17 protein-coding genes are annotated in these 17394 nt (G+C 60.0%); 14 read left to right on the plus strand and 3 right to left on the minus strand.

Going from position 1 to position 17394, the window contains the following annotated elements; all coding sequences use genetic code 11:
• The first annotated feature begins 197 nt into the window (after window positions 1-197).
• The 6 genes from prfB to C2846_RS06530 all read left to right on the plus strand — a co-directional run bounded on the left by prfB (window position 198) and on the right by C2846_RS06530 (window position 6439).
• A protein-coding gene (gene prfB, locus C2846_RS06505) for a peptide chain release factor 2 (protein ID WP_119701005.1) occupies window positions 198-1293 on the plus strand; the annotation gives its coding sequence in 2 pieces (ribosomal slippage) (window positions 198-269 and window positions 271-1293; 1095 coding nt in all).
• A 49-nt stretch (window positions 1294-1342) separates the two neighbouring features.
• Complete coding sequence (gene lysS, locus C2846_RS06510) at window positions 1343-2848, plus strand: lysine--tRNA ligase (RefSeq protein WP_080048183.1); 1506 nt, start codon at window positions 1343-1345, stop codon at window positions 2846-2848.
• A gap of 393 nt (window positions 2849-3241) precedes the next feature.
• Window positions 3242-4525, plus strand: coding sequence for a flavohemoglobin expression-modulating QEGLA motif protein (locus C2846_RS06515; RefSeq protein ID WP_080048182.1), 1284 nt, complete (start codon window positions 3242-3244; stop codon window positions 4523-4525).
• 11 nt (window positions 4526-4536) lie between these two features.
• Window positions 4537-4875, plus strand: coding sequence for a PA3694 family proteiin (locus C2846_RS06520; protein ID WP_080048180.1), 339 nt, complete (start codon window positions 4537-4539; stop codon window positions 4873-4875).
• Window positions 4868-5551 (plus strand): uracil-DNA glycosylase, encoded by a 684-nt coding sequence (gene ung, locus C2846_RS06525; RefSeq protein ID WP_119701006.1) that lies wholly within the window; start codon window positions 4868-4870, stop codon window positions 5549-5551. Before C2846_RS06520 ends, ung begins: the two co-directional genes overlap by 8 nt.
• A 72-nt stretch (window positions 5552-5623) precedes the next feature.
• Window positions 5624-6439, plus strand: a complete 816-nt coding sequence (locus C2846_RS06530; RefSeq protein WP_119701007.1) for an enoyl-CoA hydratase — start codon at window positions 5624-5626, stop codon at window positions 6437-6439.
• A gap of 70 nt (window positions 6440-6509) precedes the next feature.
• Here the strand turns inward: C2846_RS06530 and C2846_RS06535 are convergent, their stop codons facing one another.
• Both C2846_RS06535 and ygfZ read right to left on the minus strand, forming a co-directional pair.
• Window positions 6510-7337 carry an HDOD domain-containing protein gene (locus C2846_RS06535; RefSeq protein WP_080048179.1) on the minus strand — a complete coding sequence of 276 codons (828 nt, stop codon included), beginning with the start codon at window positions 7335-7337 and terminating at the stop codon, window positions 6510-6512.
• A gap of 10 nt (window positions 7338-7347) precedes the next feature.
• Complete coding sequence (gene ygfZ / locus C2846_RS06540) at window positions 7348-8367, minus strand: CAF17-like 4Fe-4S cluster assembly/insertion protein YgfZ (RefSeq protein WP_080048178.1); 1020 nt, start codon at window positions 8365-8367, stop codon at window positions 7348-7350.
• Between the two features lie 307 nt (window positions 8368-8674).
• Between ygfZ and C2846_RS06545 the strand changes: the two genes are divergently transcribed.
• Together C2846_RS06545 and C2846_RS06550 are read left to right on the plus strand one after the other, a co-directional pair.
• Window positions 8675-8929: an FAD assembly factor SdhE gene (locus C2846_RS06545; RefSeq protein WP_119701144.1), complete on the plus strand. Its 255-nt coding sequence runs from the start codon at window positions 8675-8677 to the stop codon at window positions 8927-8929.
• A 55-nt stretch (window positions 8930-8984) separates the two neighbouring features.
• Window positions 8985-9365: a hypothetical protein gene (locus tag C2846_RS06550; protein ID WP_131038208.1), complete on the plus strand. Its 381-nt coding sequence runs from the start codon at window positions 8985-8987 to the stop codon at window positions 9363-9365.
• On the opposite strand, the gene nadB is transcribed toward C2846_RS06550, so the two are convergent.
• Window positions 9334-10947, minus strand: coding sequence for an L-aspartate oxidase (gene nadB, locus C2846_RS06555; protein WP_119701009.1), 1614 nt, complete (start codon window positions 10945-10947; stop codon window positions 9334-9336). The two genes, C2846_RS06550 and nadB, sit on opposite strands and share 32 nt — an antisense overlap.
• A 310-nt stretch (window positions 10948-11257) precedes the next feature.
• On the opposite strand from nadB, the gene rpoE reads away from it, so the two are divergent.
• The 6 genes from rpoE to lepA all read left to right on the plus strand — a co-directional run bounded on the left by rpoE (window position 11258) and on the right by lepA (window position 17378).
• Entirely contained in the window at window positions 11258-11833 is a 576-nt protein-coding gene (gene rpoE, locus C2846_RS06560) for an RNA polymerase sigma factor RpoE (RefSeq protein WP_080048175.1), read from the plus strand.
• A 60-nt stretch (window positions 11834-11893) separates the two neighbouring features.
• Entirely contained in the window at window positions 11894-12499 is a 606-nt protein-coding gene (locus C2846_RS06565; RefSeq protein ID WP_119701010.1) for a sigma-E factor negative regulatory protein, read from the plus strand.
• Window positions 12499-13455 (plus strand): MucB/RseB C-terminal domain-containing protein, encoded by a 957-nt coding sequence (locus C2846_RS06570; protein WP_119701011.1) that lies wholly within the window; start codon window positions 12499-12501, stop codon window positions 13453-13455. Before C2846_RS06565 ends, C2846_RS06570 begins: the two co-directional genes overlap by 1 nt.
• Entirely contained in the window at window positions 13452-13931 is a 480-nt protein-coding gene (locus tag C2846_RS06575; RefSeq protein WP_119701012.1) for a SoxR reducing system RseC family protein, read from the plus strand. The genes C2846_RS06570 and C2846_RS06575 overlap by 4 nt, the downstream gene beginning before the upstream one ends.
• 44 nt (window positions 13932-13975) lie before the next feature.
• Window positions 13976-15409 (plus strand): DegQ family serine endoprotease, encoded by a 1434-nt coding sequence (locus tag C2846_RS06580; RefSeq protein ID WP_165443781.1) that lies wholly within the window; start codon window positions 13976-13978, stop codon window positions 15407-15409.
• 169 nt (window positions 15410-15578) lie between these two features.
• Window positions 15579-17378, plus strand: a complete 1800-nt coding sequence (lepA, locus tag C2846_RS06585; RefSeq protein WP_080051568.1) for a translation elongation factor 4 — start codon at window positions 15579-15581, stop codon at window positions 17376-17378.
• The last annotated feature ends 16 nt before the right edge of the window (window positions 17379-17394 follow it).

The raw sequence follows: 17394 nt of genomic DNA on the forward strand, positions 1-17394 counted from the left end.
CAGGTCAGCGACAATTGGGCCAGTACCGAAATGATTTAATCAGTGTTTCTTTAGTGTAGGCGCTCTGGCTGGAACTTCTCTGATCTGGGTCAAGGCTGGTGGCGCTGCGGTCAACCGCCTTCGGTCGTGGAGAAACTGCACGGGGCAGCCGATTTCCGCTACAATGCCGGCTTTTTCCCGAGCGGGCTGTCTGACCTATGGAAATCAATCCGATTCTGAACAACATCAAAGATCTGCGTGGTCGTTCCGAGACCATCAGGGGGTATCTTTGACTACGATCACAAACGTGATCGTCTGACCGAAGTCGAGCGCGAGCTCGAAGATCCAAACGTCTGGAATGATCCGGAGCGGGCTCAGAACCTGGGCCGTGAACGGGCTCAACTGGCGCAGATCGTCGAAACGCTGGACGATATGCACGCTGGCCTGACGGATGCCTCCGAACTGCTGGAAATGGCCGCTGAAGAAAACGACGAGGCCGCCGTGGCCGACATCGTCAGCGAGCTGCAGCGCTTGCAGGACAGTCTGGAAAAACTCGAATTCCGGCGCATGTTCAGCGGCGAGATGGACGCCAACAACTGCTACCTGGATATCCAGGCCGGCTCTGGCGGTACCGAGGCCCAGGACTGGGCCAACATGCTGCTGCGCATGTATCTGCGCTGGGCCGACAAGCACGGCTTCGAGGCGGAAATTGTCGAATTGTCCGAAGGTGAAGTCGCCGGGATCAAGAGTGCCACCGTGCATGTACGTGGCGAATATGCCTTTGGCTGGCTGCGTACCGAGATCGGTGTGCACCGGCTGGTGCGCAAGAGCCCGTTTGACTCCGGCAACCGTCGGCATACCTCGTTCTGCGCGGTATTCGCCTCGCCGGAAATCGATGACAACATCGAAATCGACATCAACCCGGCCGATCTGCGGGTAGACACCTACCGCTCCTCCGGTGCCGGTGGTCAGCATGTTAACACTACCGACTCGGCAATCCGGATCACCCACGTGCCGACCAATACCGTGGTCAGTTGCCAGAACCAGCGTTCGCAGCACGCCAACCGTGATACTGCAATGAAGATGCTGCGTGCCAAGCTCTATGAGCTTGAAATGCAGAAACGCAACGCCGCCGCCCAGGCGCTGGAAGACAGCAAGTCGGATATCGGCTGGGGCCATCAGATCCGCTCCTACGTGCTGGACCAGTCGCGGATCAAGGATCTGCGCACTGGTATCGAGCGCAGCGACTGCGACAAGGTGCTCGATGGCGATCTCGATGAATATATCGAGGCCAGCCTGAAGCAGGGGCTCTAAGCTCCCGCCAGGCCAACTCTATTACGTGTTTTACCCAGGAAGACCCGACATGACCGATCAGCAGCATGACCAGCAAGCCCATCACGAGGAAGAAAACCGCCTGATTGCCCTGCGCAAGGAAAAGCTTGCCGCCGAACGGGCCAAGGGCAACGCTTTCCCCAACCGCTTCCGCCGTGACAGCTACGCCGGTGATCTGCAGAAGGCCTATGCCGAGCACAGCAAGGAGCAATTGGAAGGCGCGGCGATTCCGGTCAAGGTGGCTGGGCGCATCATGCTCAACCGTGGCGCTTTCATGGTCATTCAGGACATGAGTGGGCGGATTCAGGTGTATGTTGACCGCAAGGGCCTGCCGGCCGAAACCCTGGAAGCGATCAAGACCTGGGACATGGGCGATATCATCGCTGCCGAAGGCACCCTGGCGCGTTCCGGCAAGGGCGACCTGTATGTGCATATGACCGCCGTACAACTGCTGACCAAGTCGCTGCGGCCACTACCGGACAAGTTCCACGGTCTGACCGACACCGAGCAGCGCTACCGGCAGCGTTATGTTGACCTGATCGTCAACGAGGACACCCGCCACACCTTCCAGGTACGTTCGCAGGTGATCGGCCACATCCGCAAGTTCCTCGCCGAGCGCAACTTCCTCGAAGTCGAAACGCCCATGCTGCAGACCATCCCCGGCGGTGCCGCAGCCAAACCGTTCGAAACCCATCACAATGCGCTGGATCTGCCGATGTTCCTGCGCATCGCCCCGGAGCTGTATCTGAAGCGGCTGGTGGTAGGTGGCTTCGAGCGGGTGTTCGAGATCAACCGCAATTTCCGTAACGAAGGCGTATCGACCCGGCACAACCCCGAGTTCACCATGCTCGAGTTCTACCAGGCCTACGCCGACTATGAGGACAACATGGACCTGACCGAGGAACTGTTCCGCGAGCTGGCCATGGCGGTGCTGGGTACTACCGAGGTGCCCTACCAGGGCAAGGTGTTCGATTTCGGCAAGCCGTTCGCGCGGATGTCGGTGTTCGACTCGATTCTGCACTTCAATCCCGAGATCAGCGCCGAGGACCTGCGTGACCTGGGGCAGTGCCGGGCGATAGCGAAAAAGGCCGGTGCCGACGTCAAGGGCTTTGAAGGACTGGGCAAGTTGCAGACCATGGTGTTCGAGGAACTGGTCGAGCACAAGCTGGAGCAGCCGACCTTTATTACCCGCTATCCGTTCGAGGTCTCGCCGCTGGCGCGCCGCAGCGATGACGATCCGAGCGTGACCGATCGCTTCGAGCTGTTCATCGGTGGCCGTGAAATCGCCAATGCCTATTCCGAGCTGAACGACGCCGAGGATCAGGCCGAGCGTTTCCATGCCCAGGTGGCCGACAAGGACGCCGGTGACGATGAGGCCATGCATTTTGATGCCGACTTCGTGCGTGCGCTGGAATACGGCATGCCGCCGACCGCCGGCGAGGGCATCGGTATCGACCGCCTGGTGATGCTGCTGACCGACTCGCCATCGATCCGCGACGTGATCCTGTTCCCGCATATGCGTCCGGAGCATCACTGATCGTTTTTCCGTTGGTCAGTGCAGGGAAACCTTGAGCCCTGGAGTGATGTGCTGCTGGCGCGCCTGGGGACGGCCTATGGCGGACACGCTACAAGCCATCCCTGGGGCTCGACGATGGCCATCCCTGGCCATCGACGGTCCGCCATAGGCCGTCCCCAGGCGCGCTTGGATACATTGATGGGGCTCAGGGTTTCCCCAGACGGCCAGACGGAGCCAACGCTCCTTGCGCTGTCGAAGGTCACTCATTGTGGACCGTCGATAGCCAGGGATGGCTATCGCCGAGCCTACAGGGATGTACTTGTGGCGTGTCCACAATGAGTGGCCTTCGGCAGGGCATTGCACCCAACAAACAAGCCCCGTAATGTCAACGCTCGTCATTCAGAGATTTCGGTCATGGCAGTCAAACAGAGCGAGCAATACCAACTGGTGATCCGCAGCCTGTCCGATCGGCTGGTGGAGGCGCAGGCGCCGATTCGGGTGCTGGATGCGATCAAGTGGGATGATAGTGTGCGCGAGGAGTTTTTTCGCAAACGCTGCAAGAGCCTGCCGCCAGTGGATGCCGATTACTATGCCCAGCGCCCGCTGAGCTTCGATCCGGCCGAGCGTCTGCAACTGTTCCAGGATATTGAGCGCGACATTACCCGCCAGCTAGGCACCTTCAGCCCGGTCGGCCAGATCATGCGCCGCATGTGCCGCGAATATCGCATGGTCATCCGCATGCTGGAAGGGCGCGGTACGCCGGAGTTCGGGCGAATCTCCCAAGAGCTCTATGGCTCGGCTTCGGACGCGTTCCACGCTGGCGACCCGACCATTACCGACCTGGGCATCATGCTTAGTGAGTCCTTGAGCAATATCGGTAACGACCTGGGCCGAGAGCCCAAGACCATTGCAGCGCCAGAAGCGGTGGCGATTCTGCAGGACAGGATGAATCAGGCGTTTCCCGATGATCAGGCGGTGCGGGTCTTCGAGTCCGACGGCATCGTTGCCGATGCGGCCGCTGGCGCCGATTACATCAAGATTCGCAGCGATGCCATGTTCAATCAGCGCGACCTGAAAATTCTGGCAGTGCATGAAGGCATGGTGCATGTGGCGACCAGTCTGAATGGTCAGCACCAGCCGATCTGTACCTTTCTGGCCAAGGGGCCGCCGTCCTCGACCGTGACCCAGGAAGGCCTGGCGATTTTGATGGAGGTGATTACCTTTGCCTCCTATCCAGCCCGGCTGCGCAAGCTGACCAACCGTACCCGGGCAATCCAATTGGCCGAGTCCGGGGCCAATTTCCTTGAAGTGTTCGAGTTCTATCGTGGCGAGGGTTACAGCCGCGAGGACAGTTATGCCAACGCCAGCCGTGTGTTCCGTGGCTCCAGCAGCGCTGGTTTGCCATTCACCAAGGATCTGGCCTACCTCAAGGGTTTTATCCTGACCTATAACTACATCCAGTTGGCGGTGCGCAAAGGCAAACTGCAGCAGATTCCGTTGCTGTTCTGTGGCAAGACCACGCTGGAGGATATGCGCACCCTGGGGCAACTGGTGGACGAAGGTCTGGTGGTGCCGCCGCGCTACTTGCCCGAGCCGTTTGCCGATCTCAATGCGCTGAGCGCCTGGATGTGCTTTTCCGGATTTCTTACCAACCTCAGCCTCGAGCGGATCGAGGCCGATTACGCCAATATTCTGTAACGGAGTTTCGCATGGCCTGGATTCAGGAAGCCAACAAGATACCCATGATTTTGACCGCGTTTGCCACGGTCATCGCCACTGTGACGGTGTTGCACCTGTATGGCTATCTGAACCTGACTCAGGATGATCAGGGGCGTGAGCTGGCCAGTTTCGATCTGGTTACCGTAGCCGATGCCCAGGGGCAGTTGCGTGGCACCCCGGCCGATTACTTGGCCGAGTGTGTGGATGGAGTGCTGGTGCTGCATTCGCGGCGGCACAATGCTCTGTCCGGGGTGCTGGTCGATGGTCGTCAGCGGGTGGTGCGCTGTGAAGCGCAGTCGGTGCCAGTGCTGGGAGGCGCGGATGACTGAGCGTACTGTGCAACTGGACGAGGGCTGGAAGCAGGTTCTGGCAGACCAGTTCGAACAGCCTTACATGCAGCAGTTGCGCAGTTTCCTGCAGGCCGAGAAAAGTGCTGGCAAGGTGATCTTTCCGCCTGGGCCGCTGATGTTCAATGCGCTCAATAGCACGCCGCTGGAGCAGGTCAAAGTGGTGATCATCGGTCAGGACCCCTATCACGGTCCGGGGCAGGCACACGGTTTGAGCTTTTCGGTGCCGCCGGGTGTGCCGGCACCGCCGTCGCTGCAGAATATCTTCAAGGAAATCCAGCGTGACCTTGGCTACCCCATTCCTGACCATGGTTGCCTGCAAAGCTGGGCTGACCAGGGCGTGCTATTGCTCAATGCGGTGTTGAGCGTGCAGCAGGCCAATGCCGGGTCGCATGCCAATCGGGGCTGGGAGCGTTTTACCTCGCGGATCATTGAAGTGCTGAACGAGCAACGTGAGCATCTGGTGTTCATGCTCTGGGGCAGCTACGCACAGAAAAAAGGTGCGCATATCGACTCTGACCGCCATTGCGTGCTGGCCTCGCCACACCCTTCGCCGCTGTCGGCCCATCGCGGTTTTCTCGGTAACGGACATTTCTCGGCCGCCAACCGTTATCTGCAAGAGCATGGCCTGACGCCGATCGATTGGCGTCTGCCCTGATCCCGAAGGTTGTGTGGCCCGGTGGGTTATGGCTTATCCTTGAGGCAGTTTGAACCTGCCTGGAGAACCACCATGGAACATGCTCTGCAACCCTATACCGCGCTGGTACCCAAGACCAAGATGCTGGTGGTCCAGAAGGTGGGCCATACCGCGCTGGTGACCATCGACAACCCGCCGGCCAATACCTGGGATGAAGATACCCTGCACGGCCTGTATGAACTGGTGAAGCATCTGGACAGCGATCCGGAGATCTATGCTTTGGTGATCACGGGACGTGGCGAACGGTTTTTCTCGGCCGGTGCCGACCTGAAGCTGTTTGCTGAGGGTGATCGGGCTCAGGCCCGGCAAATGGCACGCTGGTTTGGCCTGGCCTTTGAGGCGCTACGGGACTTTTCTGGAGTGTCGATTGCCGCGATCAATGGCTATGCCATGGGTGGTGGGTTGGAGTGCGCTCTGGCCTGCGATATCCGTATTGCCGAGCGTCAGGTGCAACTGGCTTTGCCGGAGGCCAGTGTCGGGCTGCTGCCGTGTGCCGGTGGGACCCAGGCACTGGCCTGGCTGGTGGGCGAGGGCTGGGCCAAGCGGATGATTCTGTGTGGTGAGCGGATCGATGGGGTCAAGGCCGAGCGCATTGGTCTGGTCGAGGAGGTGGTCGAGGAAGGGCAGGCCGTGCCGGCGGCGCTACATCTGGCCGCTCAGGTTGGGCGTCAGTCGCCGCGTGCGGTCAAGGCCTGCAAGCAATTGATCCAGGGTGCCCGAAGTCAGCCGTTGAACAGCCTGCTGGCCGACGAGCGCGAGCGCTTTGTTGATCTGTTCGAGCTGCAGGACACCCTTGAGGGTGTCAATGCGTTTCTGGAGAAGCGCCCGCCGCAATGGCGTAACCGCTAACCGCAGGCTGAAAATCGGCCATTGCGAGGAGCGTGGCGACGCAGCAGTCCTCGCAATGGGTAAGGGTCGTTCAGCCGAGCAGGTGCGTAGCTGCTTCCATCTCTGCTGACAGGTCTTCTTCCTCGCCGAGCGGGTTGATACCCAGCTTGGCGAAGGAGGGAATCTGATTCCAGTTCATCTGGGCGAATGGGTGTTCGCTGCCGGCCAGTCCATGGAGCATGGCGACCTGGACGATATCTGCATAGTCGGCTGTGGCCGAGTTGCGGGTGAAGTCCAGGTGCTGGCTGGGTACCTTCAATAGCGGTGCGGGGAAGTCCCAGGCCTCGAGAATCTTGTCACCCAGGACCGGATGGATGCGTTCAATGACCAGATTCAGGCTGATCGAATCGCGCAGCAGTTGGCTGTTTTCCTCGGCATAACTGAGGACCGGCAAAACACCGATCTGGTGGACCAGGCCGGCCAAGGTCGCCTGGTCGGGCTTGAGCCGGGTGTAGTGGCGGCACAGCACGTGGCTGATGCCGGCGACTTCGGTGCTGCGTGCCCAGACTTCACGCATTTTGCGGTCGATCACGTCCGAGGTGGCCTGGAACATCTGCTGCATGGCCAGGCCGGTGGCCAGGTTGGCTGTATAGGTGATGCCTAGGCGGTTGACGGCCATCGACAGGTCGGTAATTTCGCTCCGACTGCGCAGTAGCGGGCTGTTGACTACCTTGATCAGGCGCGCACTGAGTGCAGCGTCGTTGCTGATTTCCTTGACCAGAAAGGGGATGCTGACATTCGGGTCTTCGGCGGCTTCGCGAACTCGCAGGGCGATTTCCGGCAAAGTGGGAAGCGTCAACTGGTCCTTGTTGATGGCGTCGATCAGTTCGTCTTGAACGCGTTGGGCCAGATCGGTCATGCAGTTTCCCTTATTCGGAGGCGTTGTCGGTTTCGGTGGCTGCCAGTTCATGGTCGTAGGGCAGGTCGGCCAGGGTCAGCAGCGGCCCGTCGGCATCGGCCAGACTCAAAGTGGCATATTGTGCCGCATCCTTTTGCAGCACGGCCAGCATTTCCACGCGCTGGGTGGTACGTGCGGCGATAACCAGTTCACCGATCGGCTTGCCGCTGTCGCGCTCGACGATCAGTGTACCTGGCGGTGGTATCGCGGTTCCGGCCAGTAGCAGGCGAAACATCCGGCGTTTGAGTTTGCCCAGATACTGCATGCGGGCGACGATTTCCTGGCCGGTGTAACAGCCTTTTCTGAAGCTGACGCCGCCCTGTAGTTGCAGGTTCAGCATCTGCGGAATGAAGCTCTCCTGGGTTGGCCCCATGACCTGGCCGATCCCGGCACGGATCTGGCGCAGCAGCCATTGGTTGAGGTGAGCGGCAGTGGCCTGTTGGCACAACTGCTCAAGTACGGCTGGGGCCTTGTCGGCCGGTAGCCATAGCTCGTAGGCGCCGTCACTGAGGCGAATTACCAGTCCTTGGGCGGTTTGGCTCGGGATGTCAGTGGTCTCGGGTACGGCCAGTCCTGCCTGCTCCAGAGCCCGGCCGGCCTGTTCACCCCAGAGTCCGAGTCGGCACCAGTGCTGGCTGGCGTCTTCCAGGCGGGCCTTGCGGAAAAAGACGGCGTATTTGTTCAGGTCGGCCAGTTGTGGTGTTAGCAGTGACTGTTCCAGCGCCAAGAGGTAATGCTCGGGTTCACTGCGCAGCAGCCGAAAGCTCGACTGCATCCGCCCTTTGGGGTTGCAGCGCGCGCCCGGCGTACTGCCGGGAACTGGCAGGCGACTGATGTCGCAGGTGATCTGACCCTGCAGGAAGCGCTCGGCATCGGGGCCGGAGATCGCCAGGATGGCCTCGTGACTGAGCAGGGTCAGAGCCGTGGCGGGCTCATGATCGGGTTCGCAGGTGGCGAAGCGGGAGTGCAGGGGCTCAATAATGGCGGTCATGTCAGTCATTGCTTGTGGTTGGTCCTAAGGAAACACTGATTAATTGCACGTAAGCTCAGTAGCCCGGTTGGCGCTGACCTGTTCTGGACCGTTAGATGCCAGGGATGGCATCTAAGAGCGTACAGGGATGTATTTACAGCGTGTCCAGAACAGGTCAGCGACAATTGGGCCAGCTCCAAAACTGATTTAATCAGTGTTTCCCTAACATCATAAGGCAGGGTTGGTGGCTTGTCAGTGCGGCCCAGTTCCGGTGTTGAGGTTATAATGATGTTTAATGCATAGCTTTCAACCCGGTGTGGAGATGTTGATGTCGGCCGATATAGAAATGAAACGTTTGTACTGGCACAGCCGGCGCGGCATGCTGGAGCTGGATGTGCTGCTGGTTCCCTTTCTGCAGGAGGCCTACCCGGGGCTGGATGAGGCGGACAAGGCACGCTACCACAAATTGCTTGAGTGCGAGGATCAGGACATGTTCGGCTGGTTCATGCAACGTGGCGAACCGGAAGATCCGGAGCTCAAGCGCATCGTGAGGATGATTCTGGATCGTGTACAGCCCGACTGAATATCTACTATTGCGACGCCAGCCCTCCCGTGTGCTGGGGGGGCTTGTATTGGTCGTGAGCCTGCTGGCCTGTCTGGCGCTGTATCGCAGCGCCTTGCCGGGGCTGGGTGTGCTGCTGGGTATCGTCCTGGTGCTGGGTTACTGCCTGTGGCTGTGGCCCCGGCAGGTCAGCCTGCGGCATGCCCAGTCGGTAACCGGGCTGCGGTTCGACAGCCAGGGCTGGCATGTGTTGCGGCGCGATGGTTCCGAAGCTGATGTGAGTCTGCAGGCCGATACCTATGTCAGTGCCTTCCTGACCGTGGTGCGGCTGCGTGAGCCCGGGCGCTGGCGCCCGGTCTCTGTGATTTTGCCGGCCGACGCGGCGTCCGAGGATGCCTTGCGGCGTTTGCGTCTGCGCCTGCGTTTCAGTCGTCAGCGCTGGGCGGCTGCAGAATAGTGTCCTCGGCCTGCTCGAGCTGGGCCGGGTAGTCAAGGGTGTAATGCAAGCCGCGACTTTCCTTGCGCAGCATTGCCGAACGGATGATCAGGTCGGCCACTAATGCCAGGTTGCGCAGTTCCAGCAGGTCGCGGCTGACCCGATAGTTGCTGTAGAACTCGTGGATTTCGGCGCGCAGCATGTCGACCCGGTGCTTGGCGCGCTGTAACCGCTTGGTGGTACGCACGATCCCCACGTAATCCCACATGAACCGCCGCAACTCGTCCCAGTTGTGCGAAATGATCACGTCTTCGTCGGAGTCGGTGACCTGGCTTTCATCCCAGCGCGGCAGGTCGCTGGCTAGCTGGGTCTGGTCCAGGCGGCTGAGAATGTCCTGGCTGGCGGTGCGGCCGTAGACGATACATTCGAGCAGCGAATTGCTGGCCATACGGTTGGCGCCGTGCAGGCCGGTGAAGCTGGTCTCGCCGATCGCATACAGGCTGTCCAGATCGGTACGCCCGTTCTGGTCGACGACAATCCCGCCGCAGGTGTAATGCGCTGCCGGTACTACCGGGATCGGTTCGCGGGTGATGTCGATACCGAAAGTCAGGCAGCGTTCGTACACGGTCGGGAAGTGACTGCGGATGAACTCGGCCGGCTTGTGGCTGATGTCCAGGTACACGCAGTCAAGCCCCAGGCGTTTCATTTCATGGTCGATGGCGCGGGCGACAATGTCGCGCGGGGCCAGTTCGGCGCGGGCGTCGAAGCGCGGCATGAAGCGCTGGCCGTTGGGCAGTTTGAGTAGTGCGCCTTCGCCGCGCAGGGCTTCGGTGATCAGGAAGCTCTTGGCTTTGGGGTGGTACAGACAGGTTGGGTGGAACTGGTTGAATTCCATGTTGGCAACCCGGCAGCCGGCACGCCAGGCCATGGCGATGCCGTCGCCTGAGGCGCTGTCAGGGTTGCTGGTGTACAGGTATACCTTGCTGGCGCCGCCTGTGGCCAGCACCGTGAAGCGTGCGCTAAAGGTTTCCACGTGACCGTTCTGACGGTTGAGAATGTAGGCGCCAAGGCAGCGTTTGCCACTGCGGCCAAGCTTCTGGCTGGTGATCAGGTCGACCGCTACCCGATCTTCAAGCAGTTCGATGTTGCTATGGGCCTGGGCCTGTTGCAGTAATGTATTGAAAATCGCTGCACCGGTAGCGTCGGCGGCATGAATGATGCGTCTGTGGCTGTGGCCGCCCTCGCGGGTCAGGTGGAAGTCGTCACTTTCGCTTCCATCTTCACGTCGTTCACGGGTAAAGGGCACACCCTGTTCGATCAGCCAGCCGATAGCATCGCGGCTATGGCCGACGATGTGGCGTACCGCATCTTCATGACACAGGCCGCCGCCAGCGATCAGGGTATCCTGGACATGAGCGTCGACGGTGTCGTGGTCGTCAAGTACCGCGGCTACCCCGCCCTGGGCCCAGAAGGTTGAGCCTTCGGACAACTGGCCCTTGCTCAGGACAGCCACGCGAAGGTCTGCCGCCAGGTGCAGGGCCAGGGTCAGGCCAGCAGCACCGCTGCCGATTACCAGTACATCGTATTCATGCCTGAGGTTCATAGATTGAGGTGCGTCCGTTGAAATCGTGGCTGGAGACCGGCTGCCATGGGCGGTTTGGTGTAGGCCGACTCAGTAGTATATAGAAGGCGTGCGGGCTGCAATACCGTCTGGATGCATGTGTCGGCGCATCGTTGTTTCTGCTGCCGCGCCGGGCTTGCTATTATGCAGGCAGCGGCATGATGGCCGTATGGAACTTTTGCTGTGCTCCGGGCTCCTATGCCTGAACCTGAGTGAGGGGAGAACTTTTGGTTACATTGCGGGTCTACCACATCAAGGCGGGTCGAACGACTGACAGCCATGGGGCGTCAGCATGACCGAACCTAGCGACCAGCAGTTGGTCGAACGTGTACAGCGCGGTGATAAGCGAGCTTTCGATCTGCTGGTACTCAAGTATCAGCACAAGATTCTGGCGCTGGTGACGCGCTTTGTACATGACGCCCATGAGGCGCAGGATGTGGCCCAGGAGGCTTTTATCAAAGCCTATCGGGCGCTGGCGAACTTTCGCGGTGACAGTGCCTTTTATACTTGGCTCTATCGCATTGCGATCAATACCGCCAAGAACTACCTGGTCGCCCGTGGTCGGCGTCCGCCAGATTCTGATATCGCCGCCGACGAGGCGGAATATTATGAGGGGGATAGTGCCCTCAAGGATATTCATTCGCCGGAACGCGATCTGCTGCGTGACGAGATTGAGCAGGTGGTTAACAACACTTTGCGCCAGTTGCCGGACGATTTGCGAACCGCTCTGACCTTGCGTGAATTTGAAGGTTTGAGTTATGAAGACATTGCCGCTGTGATGGACTGCCCGGTTGGTACCGTAAGATCGCGTATTTTCCGGGCGCGCGAGGCAATAGATAAAGCCCTCAAGCCCTTGCTCGAAGCCTGAGCAGTGGATTGAATGGCATCATGCAGCGAGCCCTTCGGGGCCTATAGCAGAGGTACAGCAATGAGAAGCGAATCCTTGCAGGAGTCTCTCTCCGCGCTCATGGATGATCAGGCCGATGAGCTGGAAGTGCGACGGGTGCTGCAGGCCTGTGAGCAGGATCAAGCCTTGCGTGACACGTGGGCGCGCTACCAGTTGGCGCGGGCGGTGATGCACAAGGAGCCCTGGCAGGGTCAGGTTGACCTGTCTGCGGGGATTGCCGCTGCCTTGGCCGATGAACCTGCTCCTATCACCAGCCAGCCAGAGCCTCGACGTGCCGCCTGGTGGCCGCGCATGGGGCAGGTGGCCGTAGCCGCCTCGGTAACCCTGGCGGTGCTGATCGGGGTGCGCATGGTCAATCAGGATGTAACCCCGGGTGAGCCGGTAATCGTCGCCGAGCGCAATGCGCCGAACATGGCGCCGGCACCATTGTCGGGTCGTCAGCCTGGTGGCGCGGTTCTGGCTGGCTTCTCCCGGTCCTCTGACGTCAACGCCGACCCGCAGGCTCCGTCGGCTTGGCACGAGCAGCGTATTGGCAACTATCTGCGTGAACATGCCGAGCACAGCGCCCAGTTCACCACACCGCACCTGTTGCCTTATGCTCGCGCTGCGAGCCTGGAAGGTAATTAGTGGTAATACTGGGTCGCACGCTGCGAGGTGCTTGTCTGGCGGTGCTGCTGGCAGCGCCAGGTGTGCAGGCTGACGAGGCGCGAAACTGGTTGGCACGAATGGCCGAAGCGGCCAACCAGCAAAATTATCAGGGTGCGTTTGTCTATGAGCGCACCGGCAGTTTTTCCACTCACCAGATTTGGCGACAGGTCGACGGCGATACCACCATCGAGCGTTTGGTTCAGACCGACGGTCCTCCTAATGAATGGGTGCGGCGCAACGGCCAGTTGTTGTGTGCCAGCTCATTGACACCGGGCATCACCTGGAAAGATGCTGGCCAGGTCGCCGAGCAGCCAGCGTTGCTGCACAACTGGTATGTGCTTCAGGTGTTGGGTACTACGCGGGTCGCCTCGCGGCCGGTAACTGTCATCGCTGTTCAGCCTCGGGATGCGTTCCGCTACGCCTATGAATTGTATCTGGATAATGACACCGGGCTGCTGCTCAAGTCGCTGTTGATCAGCGATCGCAGCGCCTTGCTTGAGCGCTTCCAGTTCACGTCCATCAGTTTTGGTCGTACCGATGCGGCTGCGGTGCGCGCAGGCCCCAGCTGTCTGCCGCTCAAGCCGCAGGAGTCGGTGGCGGCCAGTACCGGACCGAGCCTTCAGCCTGGTTGGTTGCCGCCGGGCTTTGCCTTGGGGCATCGTGACGTACGGCTGGTCGATGATGGCGAACGCTTCCTGAGCGCCAATGTCTATACCGATGGTTTGGCGCGTTTTACCTTGTTTGTTGAGCCCCTTGGTGAAGATGGACTGGCTGATGATCTGCGCGCTCAGCTCGGGCCAACAGTAGCGGTCAGTCGACGTTTGCTGCTGGCCGACGGTAGCTACCTGGCCACGGTGGTGGGTGAAATACCGCCGACGGCGGCTGAGCGGATCGCTGCCTCGCTGGGTGATTCGGTGGAGCGGCACAGGCCATGATTGAGGAGCAGGGGCGGGTATTGAGTGTCGAGCATGGAGCAGTCTGGGTTGAAACTGTGCGGCGCAGTACCTGCGGGAGTTGTCAGGCGCGCGCCGGATGCGGTCAGGCTTTGTTGCAGAAGCTGGGGTCGGGAGCCCGGCGTGGCTTTGTCCGGGCGTTGTGTGATGGTTCTCCCAGAGTTGGTGATCAGGTTCTGATTGGGGTGCCAGAGGATGCTCTGGTGAAAAGCTCGCTCTGGGTTTACGCCGTACCGCTGGCCGGGCTCTTTATCCTGGCTCTGCTGGCCCAGGCCTTGGGCTGGCAAGAACCGGCGATTATTGCGGCGGCGGTGACGGGGCTGGTTCTGGGTTTGCTGCTGGTGCGCTGGCATGATCGGCGCAGTCGCCATGATCCGGCTTTGCAGCCTCGGGTGCTGAGGGTGCTTGGGTCGCAGCCGTCAGGTGTGGTTCAGGGGCTTGGTGAGCAGGGCGCCTGAAACAAGGCTTGATGAACCTTGATGAACAAAGGAGATGAGGGTCTATGCTGTCTGTGCAACGCTGGGTAGTGGTTGCCTTTGGGATATTTGTGCTGGGTTGGCAGTCTGCTGCCATGGCTGCCCGAGGCCTGCCGGATTTTACTGAGCTGGTTGAAGATGCCGCGCCAGCGGTGGTCAATATCAGTACGCGTCAGAATATTCCTGACCGGGCTTCGCGCATGGTGCCCGGTATGCCTGACCTGGAAGGCCTGCCCCCACTGTTTCGCGAGTTTTTCGAGCGGGGTTTCCCGCAGACACCTCAGCAGGCACCCCGGCAGCGCCAGCCGCAGTCGCTGGGTTCAGGCTTCATCATCTCTCGGGACGGTTATGTCCTCACCAATAATCATGTGATCGCCGACGCCGACGAGATCTTCGTGCGCTTGTCTGATCGTCGTGAGCTGCAGGCCGAACTGGTCGGGGCTGATCCGCGCTCTGATCTGGCGCTGTTGAAAATCGATGCTGGCGGCGACTTGCCAGTGGTCAAGATCGGCAAGTCGGCAGACCTGAAAGCTGGTGAGTGGGTATTGGCAATCGGTTCGCCGTTCGGCTTCGACTATTCGGTGACCGCCGGTATCGTCAGTGCCAAGGGCCGCAGTCTGCCGAACGAAAGCTATGTGCCTTTCATTCAGACCGATGTGGCGATCAATCCGGGTAACTCGGGTGGCCCATTGTTCAATCTCGATGGCGAAGTGATTGGCATCAATTCACAGATTTTCACCCGTTCCGGTGGTTTCATGGGACTATCCTTCGCGATTCCGATGGATGTCGCCATGGATGTGGTCGAGCAGCTCAAGCGTGACGGCAGCGTTCAGCGCGGCTGGCTGGGAGTAGTGATTCAGGAGGTCAATAAGGATCTGGCCGAGTCCTTTGGTCTGCCGCGTCCGGCTGGGGCGCTGATTGCCCAGACCCAGCCCGATGGCCCGGCTGATCGGGGCGGTTTGCAGGCTGGTGATGTGATCCTGCAGTTCAATGGCCAGGATATTGTCATGTCCTCCGATCTGCCGCATGCGGTGGGCCGGGTCCGGCCGGGTACTGAGGCCAATGTGGTGGTGATGCGTGACAAGAAGCGCCGTACTATCAAGCTGACCGTTGGTGCTTTGCCGGACGATGACAGCATTGCTGCCTCGGGTGGGCCGGCTCCCGGCGCTCCGGCTGCAGCCGACAACCGTCTGGGCGTGACCGTGGTCGAGTTGAGCGATGAGCAAAAGCAGAGCCTGGATGTGCGTGCTGGCGTGGCGGTGCGTGAAGTGCGGCCAGGCCCGGGCGCCATGGTTGGGCTGCGTCCTGGCGATATCATTACCAATCTTGACAACAAGGTGATCGATTCGGTGAGCGCCTTTGAGCAGACGGCCAAGGAGCTGCCGAATAATCGCTCGATTTCCATGCGGGTAATCCGTCAAGGACGGGCCAGTTACATTACCTTCAGATTGGCCGAATAGGCCGTCATCCACAAGCCGACCAGTGGTGCTGTATCCGTCGCCGGATGTGGCTCCGTGGTCGGGCTTGCGATAGCGCCTTACGGCGTAATCAGGTACACTCGCGGGCTGTTTTGGGGAGCCTGCCCCGCCCACTGCCATGCCTGGCAATCTAGTCTGGATGAACCGCGCCGTGAGTGACCTGAGTCTTATTCGTAACTTTTCGATCATTGCCCACATCGACCACGGCAAATCGACCCTGGCTGACCGTTTCATCCAGATCTGTGGTGGCCTGACCGAGCGGGAAATGGCCGAGCAGGTGCTCGACTCCATGGATCTTGAACGTGAGCGCGGGATTACCATCAAGGCTCACAGCGTGACCCTGTATTACACCGCGCGTGACGGCAAGACCTACCAACTCAACTTCATTGACACCCCCGGCCACGTTGACTTCCACTACGAAGTCAGCCGCTCGCTGGCGGCCTGTGAAGGCGCTCTGCTGGTGGTGGATGCCGCCCAGGGTGTGGAGGCGCAGTCGGTCGCCAACTGCTACACCGCCATCGAGCAGGGACTCGAGGTGATGCCGGTTCTGAACAAGATCGACCTGCCCCAGGCTGAGCCGGAGCGGGTCAAGGCGGAAATCGAAAGCGTGATCGGAATCGATGCAACCGACGCCGTGGCCTGTTCGGCCAAGAGCGGTCTGGGCGTCGAGGATGTGCTGGAGCGCCTGATTCAGGCTATTCCCAGCCCGGAAGGTGAGATTGAGGCGCCACTGCAGGCACTGATCATTGATTCCTGGTTCGACAACTACCTCGGGGTCGTGTCGCTGGTACGGGTTAAGCATGGCCGGATCAAGAAGGGCGACAAGGTCTTGGTCAAATCGACCGGCAAGGTGCATCAGGTCGACAGCGTTGGCGTATTCAATCCCAAGCACACAGAAACCGCTGATCTCAAGGCCGGCGAAGTAGGTTTCATCATTGCCGGTATCAAGGACATTCACGGTGCCCCGGTGGGTGATACCCTGACCCTGTCGAATACCCCGGACGTCGATCCGCTGCCAGGTTTTCAGCGGGTCAAACCGCAGGTCTATGCTGGTCTGTTCCCGGTCAGCTCGGATGACTTCGAGGATTTCCGCGAAGCACTGCAGAAGCTGACCCTGAACGATGCGGCGCTGCAGTTCGAGCCGGAAAGCTCTGATGCGCTGGGCTTTGGTTTCCGCATCGGTTTTCTTGGCATGCTGCACATGGAGATCATTCAGGAGCGTCTGGAACGCGAGTACGACCTGGATCTGATCACCACGGCGCCAACCGTAGTCTTCGAGGTGGTGAAGAAGGGTGGTGAGGTGATCTACGTCGACAACCCGTCGCACTTGCCTGACCCGTCGATGATCGAGGAAATGCGCGAGCCGATCGTGCGAGCCAATATTCTGGTGCCGCAGGATCATCTGGGCAGCGTGATCACCCTGTGTATCGAGAAACGTGGCGTGCAGCATGACATGGTGTTCCTCGGCACTCAGGTGCAGGTTACCTATGACCTGCCGATGAACGAGGTGGTGCTGGACTTCTTCGATCGGCTGAAGTCGGTCAGCCGCGGCTATGCCTCGCTCGATTACAGCTTCGAGCGCTTCCAGGCCGCCAAGCTGGTGCGTCTGGATGTACTGATCAATGGTGAAAAGGTCGATGCTCTGGCGCTGATCGTGCACCGGGACAATGCTGCCTACAAAGGCCGGCAATTGGTCGAAAAGATGAAGGAACTGATTCCGCGGCAGATGTTCGATGTCGCCATTCAGGCTGCCATCGGTGGGCAGATTGTTGCCCGCTCGACAGTCAAGGCACTGCGCAAGAACGTTCTGGCCAAGTGTTACGGCGGTGACGCCAGCCGTAAGAAGAAGCTGCTGGAAAAGCAGAAGGCCGGTAAGAAACGTATGAAGCAGGTAGGTAGCGTGGAAATTCCCCAGGACGCGTTCCTGGCGGTGTTGAAAGTAGACAGCTAAGTCAATAACCAGGGAC

Origin of the sequence: Pseudomonas jilinensis (genome assembly GCF_003586265.1) — a bacterium.
In the GTDB taxonomy this organism is placed as follows: Bacteria; Pseudomonadota; Gammaproteobacteria; order Pseudomonadales; family Pseudomonadaceae; genus Halopseudomonas; species Halopseudomonas phragmitis.

Excerpts from the sequence above, each read along its gene's own strand:
- ygfZ (WP_080048178.1), bottom strand. The coding sequence starts at position 8,367 with ATGACCGCCATTATTGAGCCCCTGCACTCCCGCTTCGCCACCTGCGAA.
- C2846_RS06575 (WP_119701012.1), top strand. The coding sequence starts at position 13,452 with ATGATTGAGGAGCAGGGGCGGGTATTGAGTGTCGAGCATGGAGCAGTC.
- C2846_RS06580 (WP_165443781.1), top strand. The coding sequence starts at position 13,976 with ATGCTGTCTGTGCAACGCTGGGTAGTGGTTGCCTTTGGGATATTTGTG.
- C2846_RS06520 (WP_080048180.1), top strand. The coding sequence starts at position 4,537 with ATGGCCTGGATTCAGGAAGCCAACAAGATACCCATGATTTTGACCGCG.
- C2846_RS06535 (WP_080048179.1), bottom strand. The coding sequence starts at position 7,337 with ATGACCGATCTGGCCCAACGCGTTCAAGACGAACTGATCGACGCCATC.
- C2846_RS06545 (WP_119701144.1), top strand. The coding sequence starts at position 8,675 with ATGTCGGCCGATATAGAAATGAAACGTTTGTACTGGCACAGCCGGCGC.
- lysS (WP_080048183.1), top strand. The coding sequence starts at position 1,343 with ATGACCGATCAGCAGCATGACCAGCAAGCCCATCACGAGGAAGAAAAC.
- C2846_RS06515 (WP_080048182.1), top strand. The coding sequence starts at position 3,242 with ATGGCAGTCAAACAGAGCGAGCAATACCAACTGGTGATCCGCAGCCTG.
- ung (WP_119701006.1), top strand. The coding sequence starts at position 4,868 with ATGACTGAGCGTACTGTGCAACTGGACGAGGGCTGGAAGCAGGTTCTG.
- rpoE (WP_080048175.1), top strand. The coding sequence starts at position 11,258 with ATGACCGAACCTAGCGACCAGCAGTTGGTCGAACGTGTACAGCGCGGT.
- C2846_RS06530 (WP_119701007.1), top strand. The coding sequence starts at position 5,624 with ATGGAACATGCTCTGCAACCCTATACCGCGCTGGTACCCAAGACCAAG.
- C2846_RS06565 (WP_119701010.1), top strand. The coding sequence starts at position 11,894 with ATGAGAAGCGAATCCTTGCAGGAGTCTCTCTCCGCGCTCATGGATGAT.
- nadB (WP_119701009.1), bottom strand. The coding sequence starts at position 10,947 with ATGAACCTCAGGCATGAATACGATGTACTGGTAATCGGCAGCGGTGCT.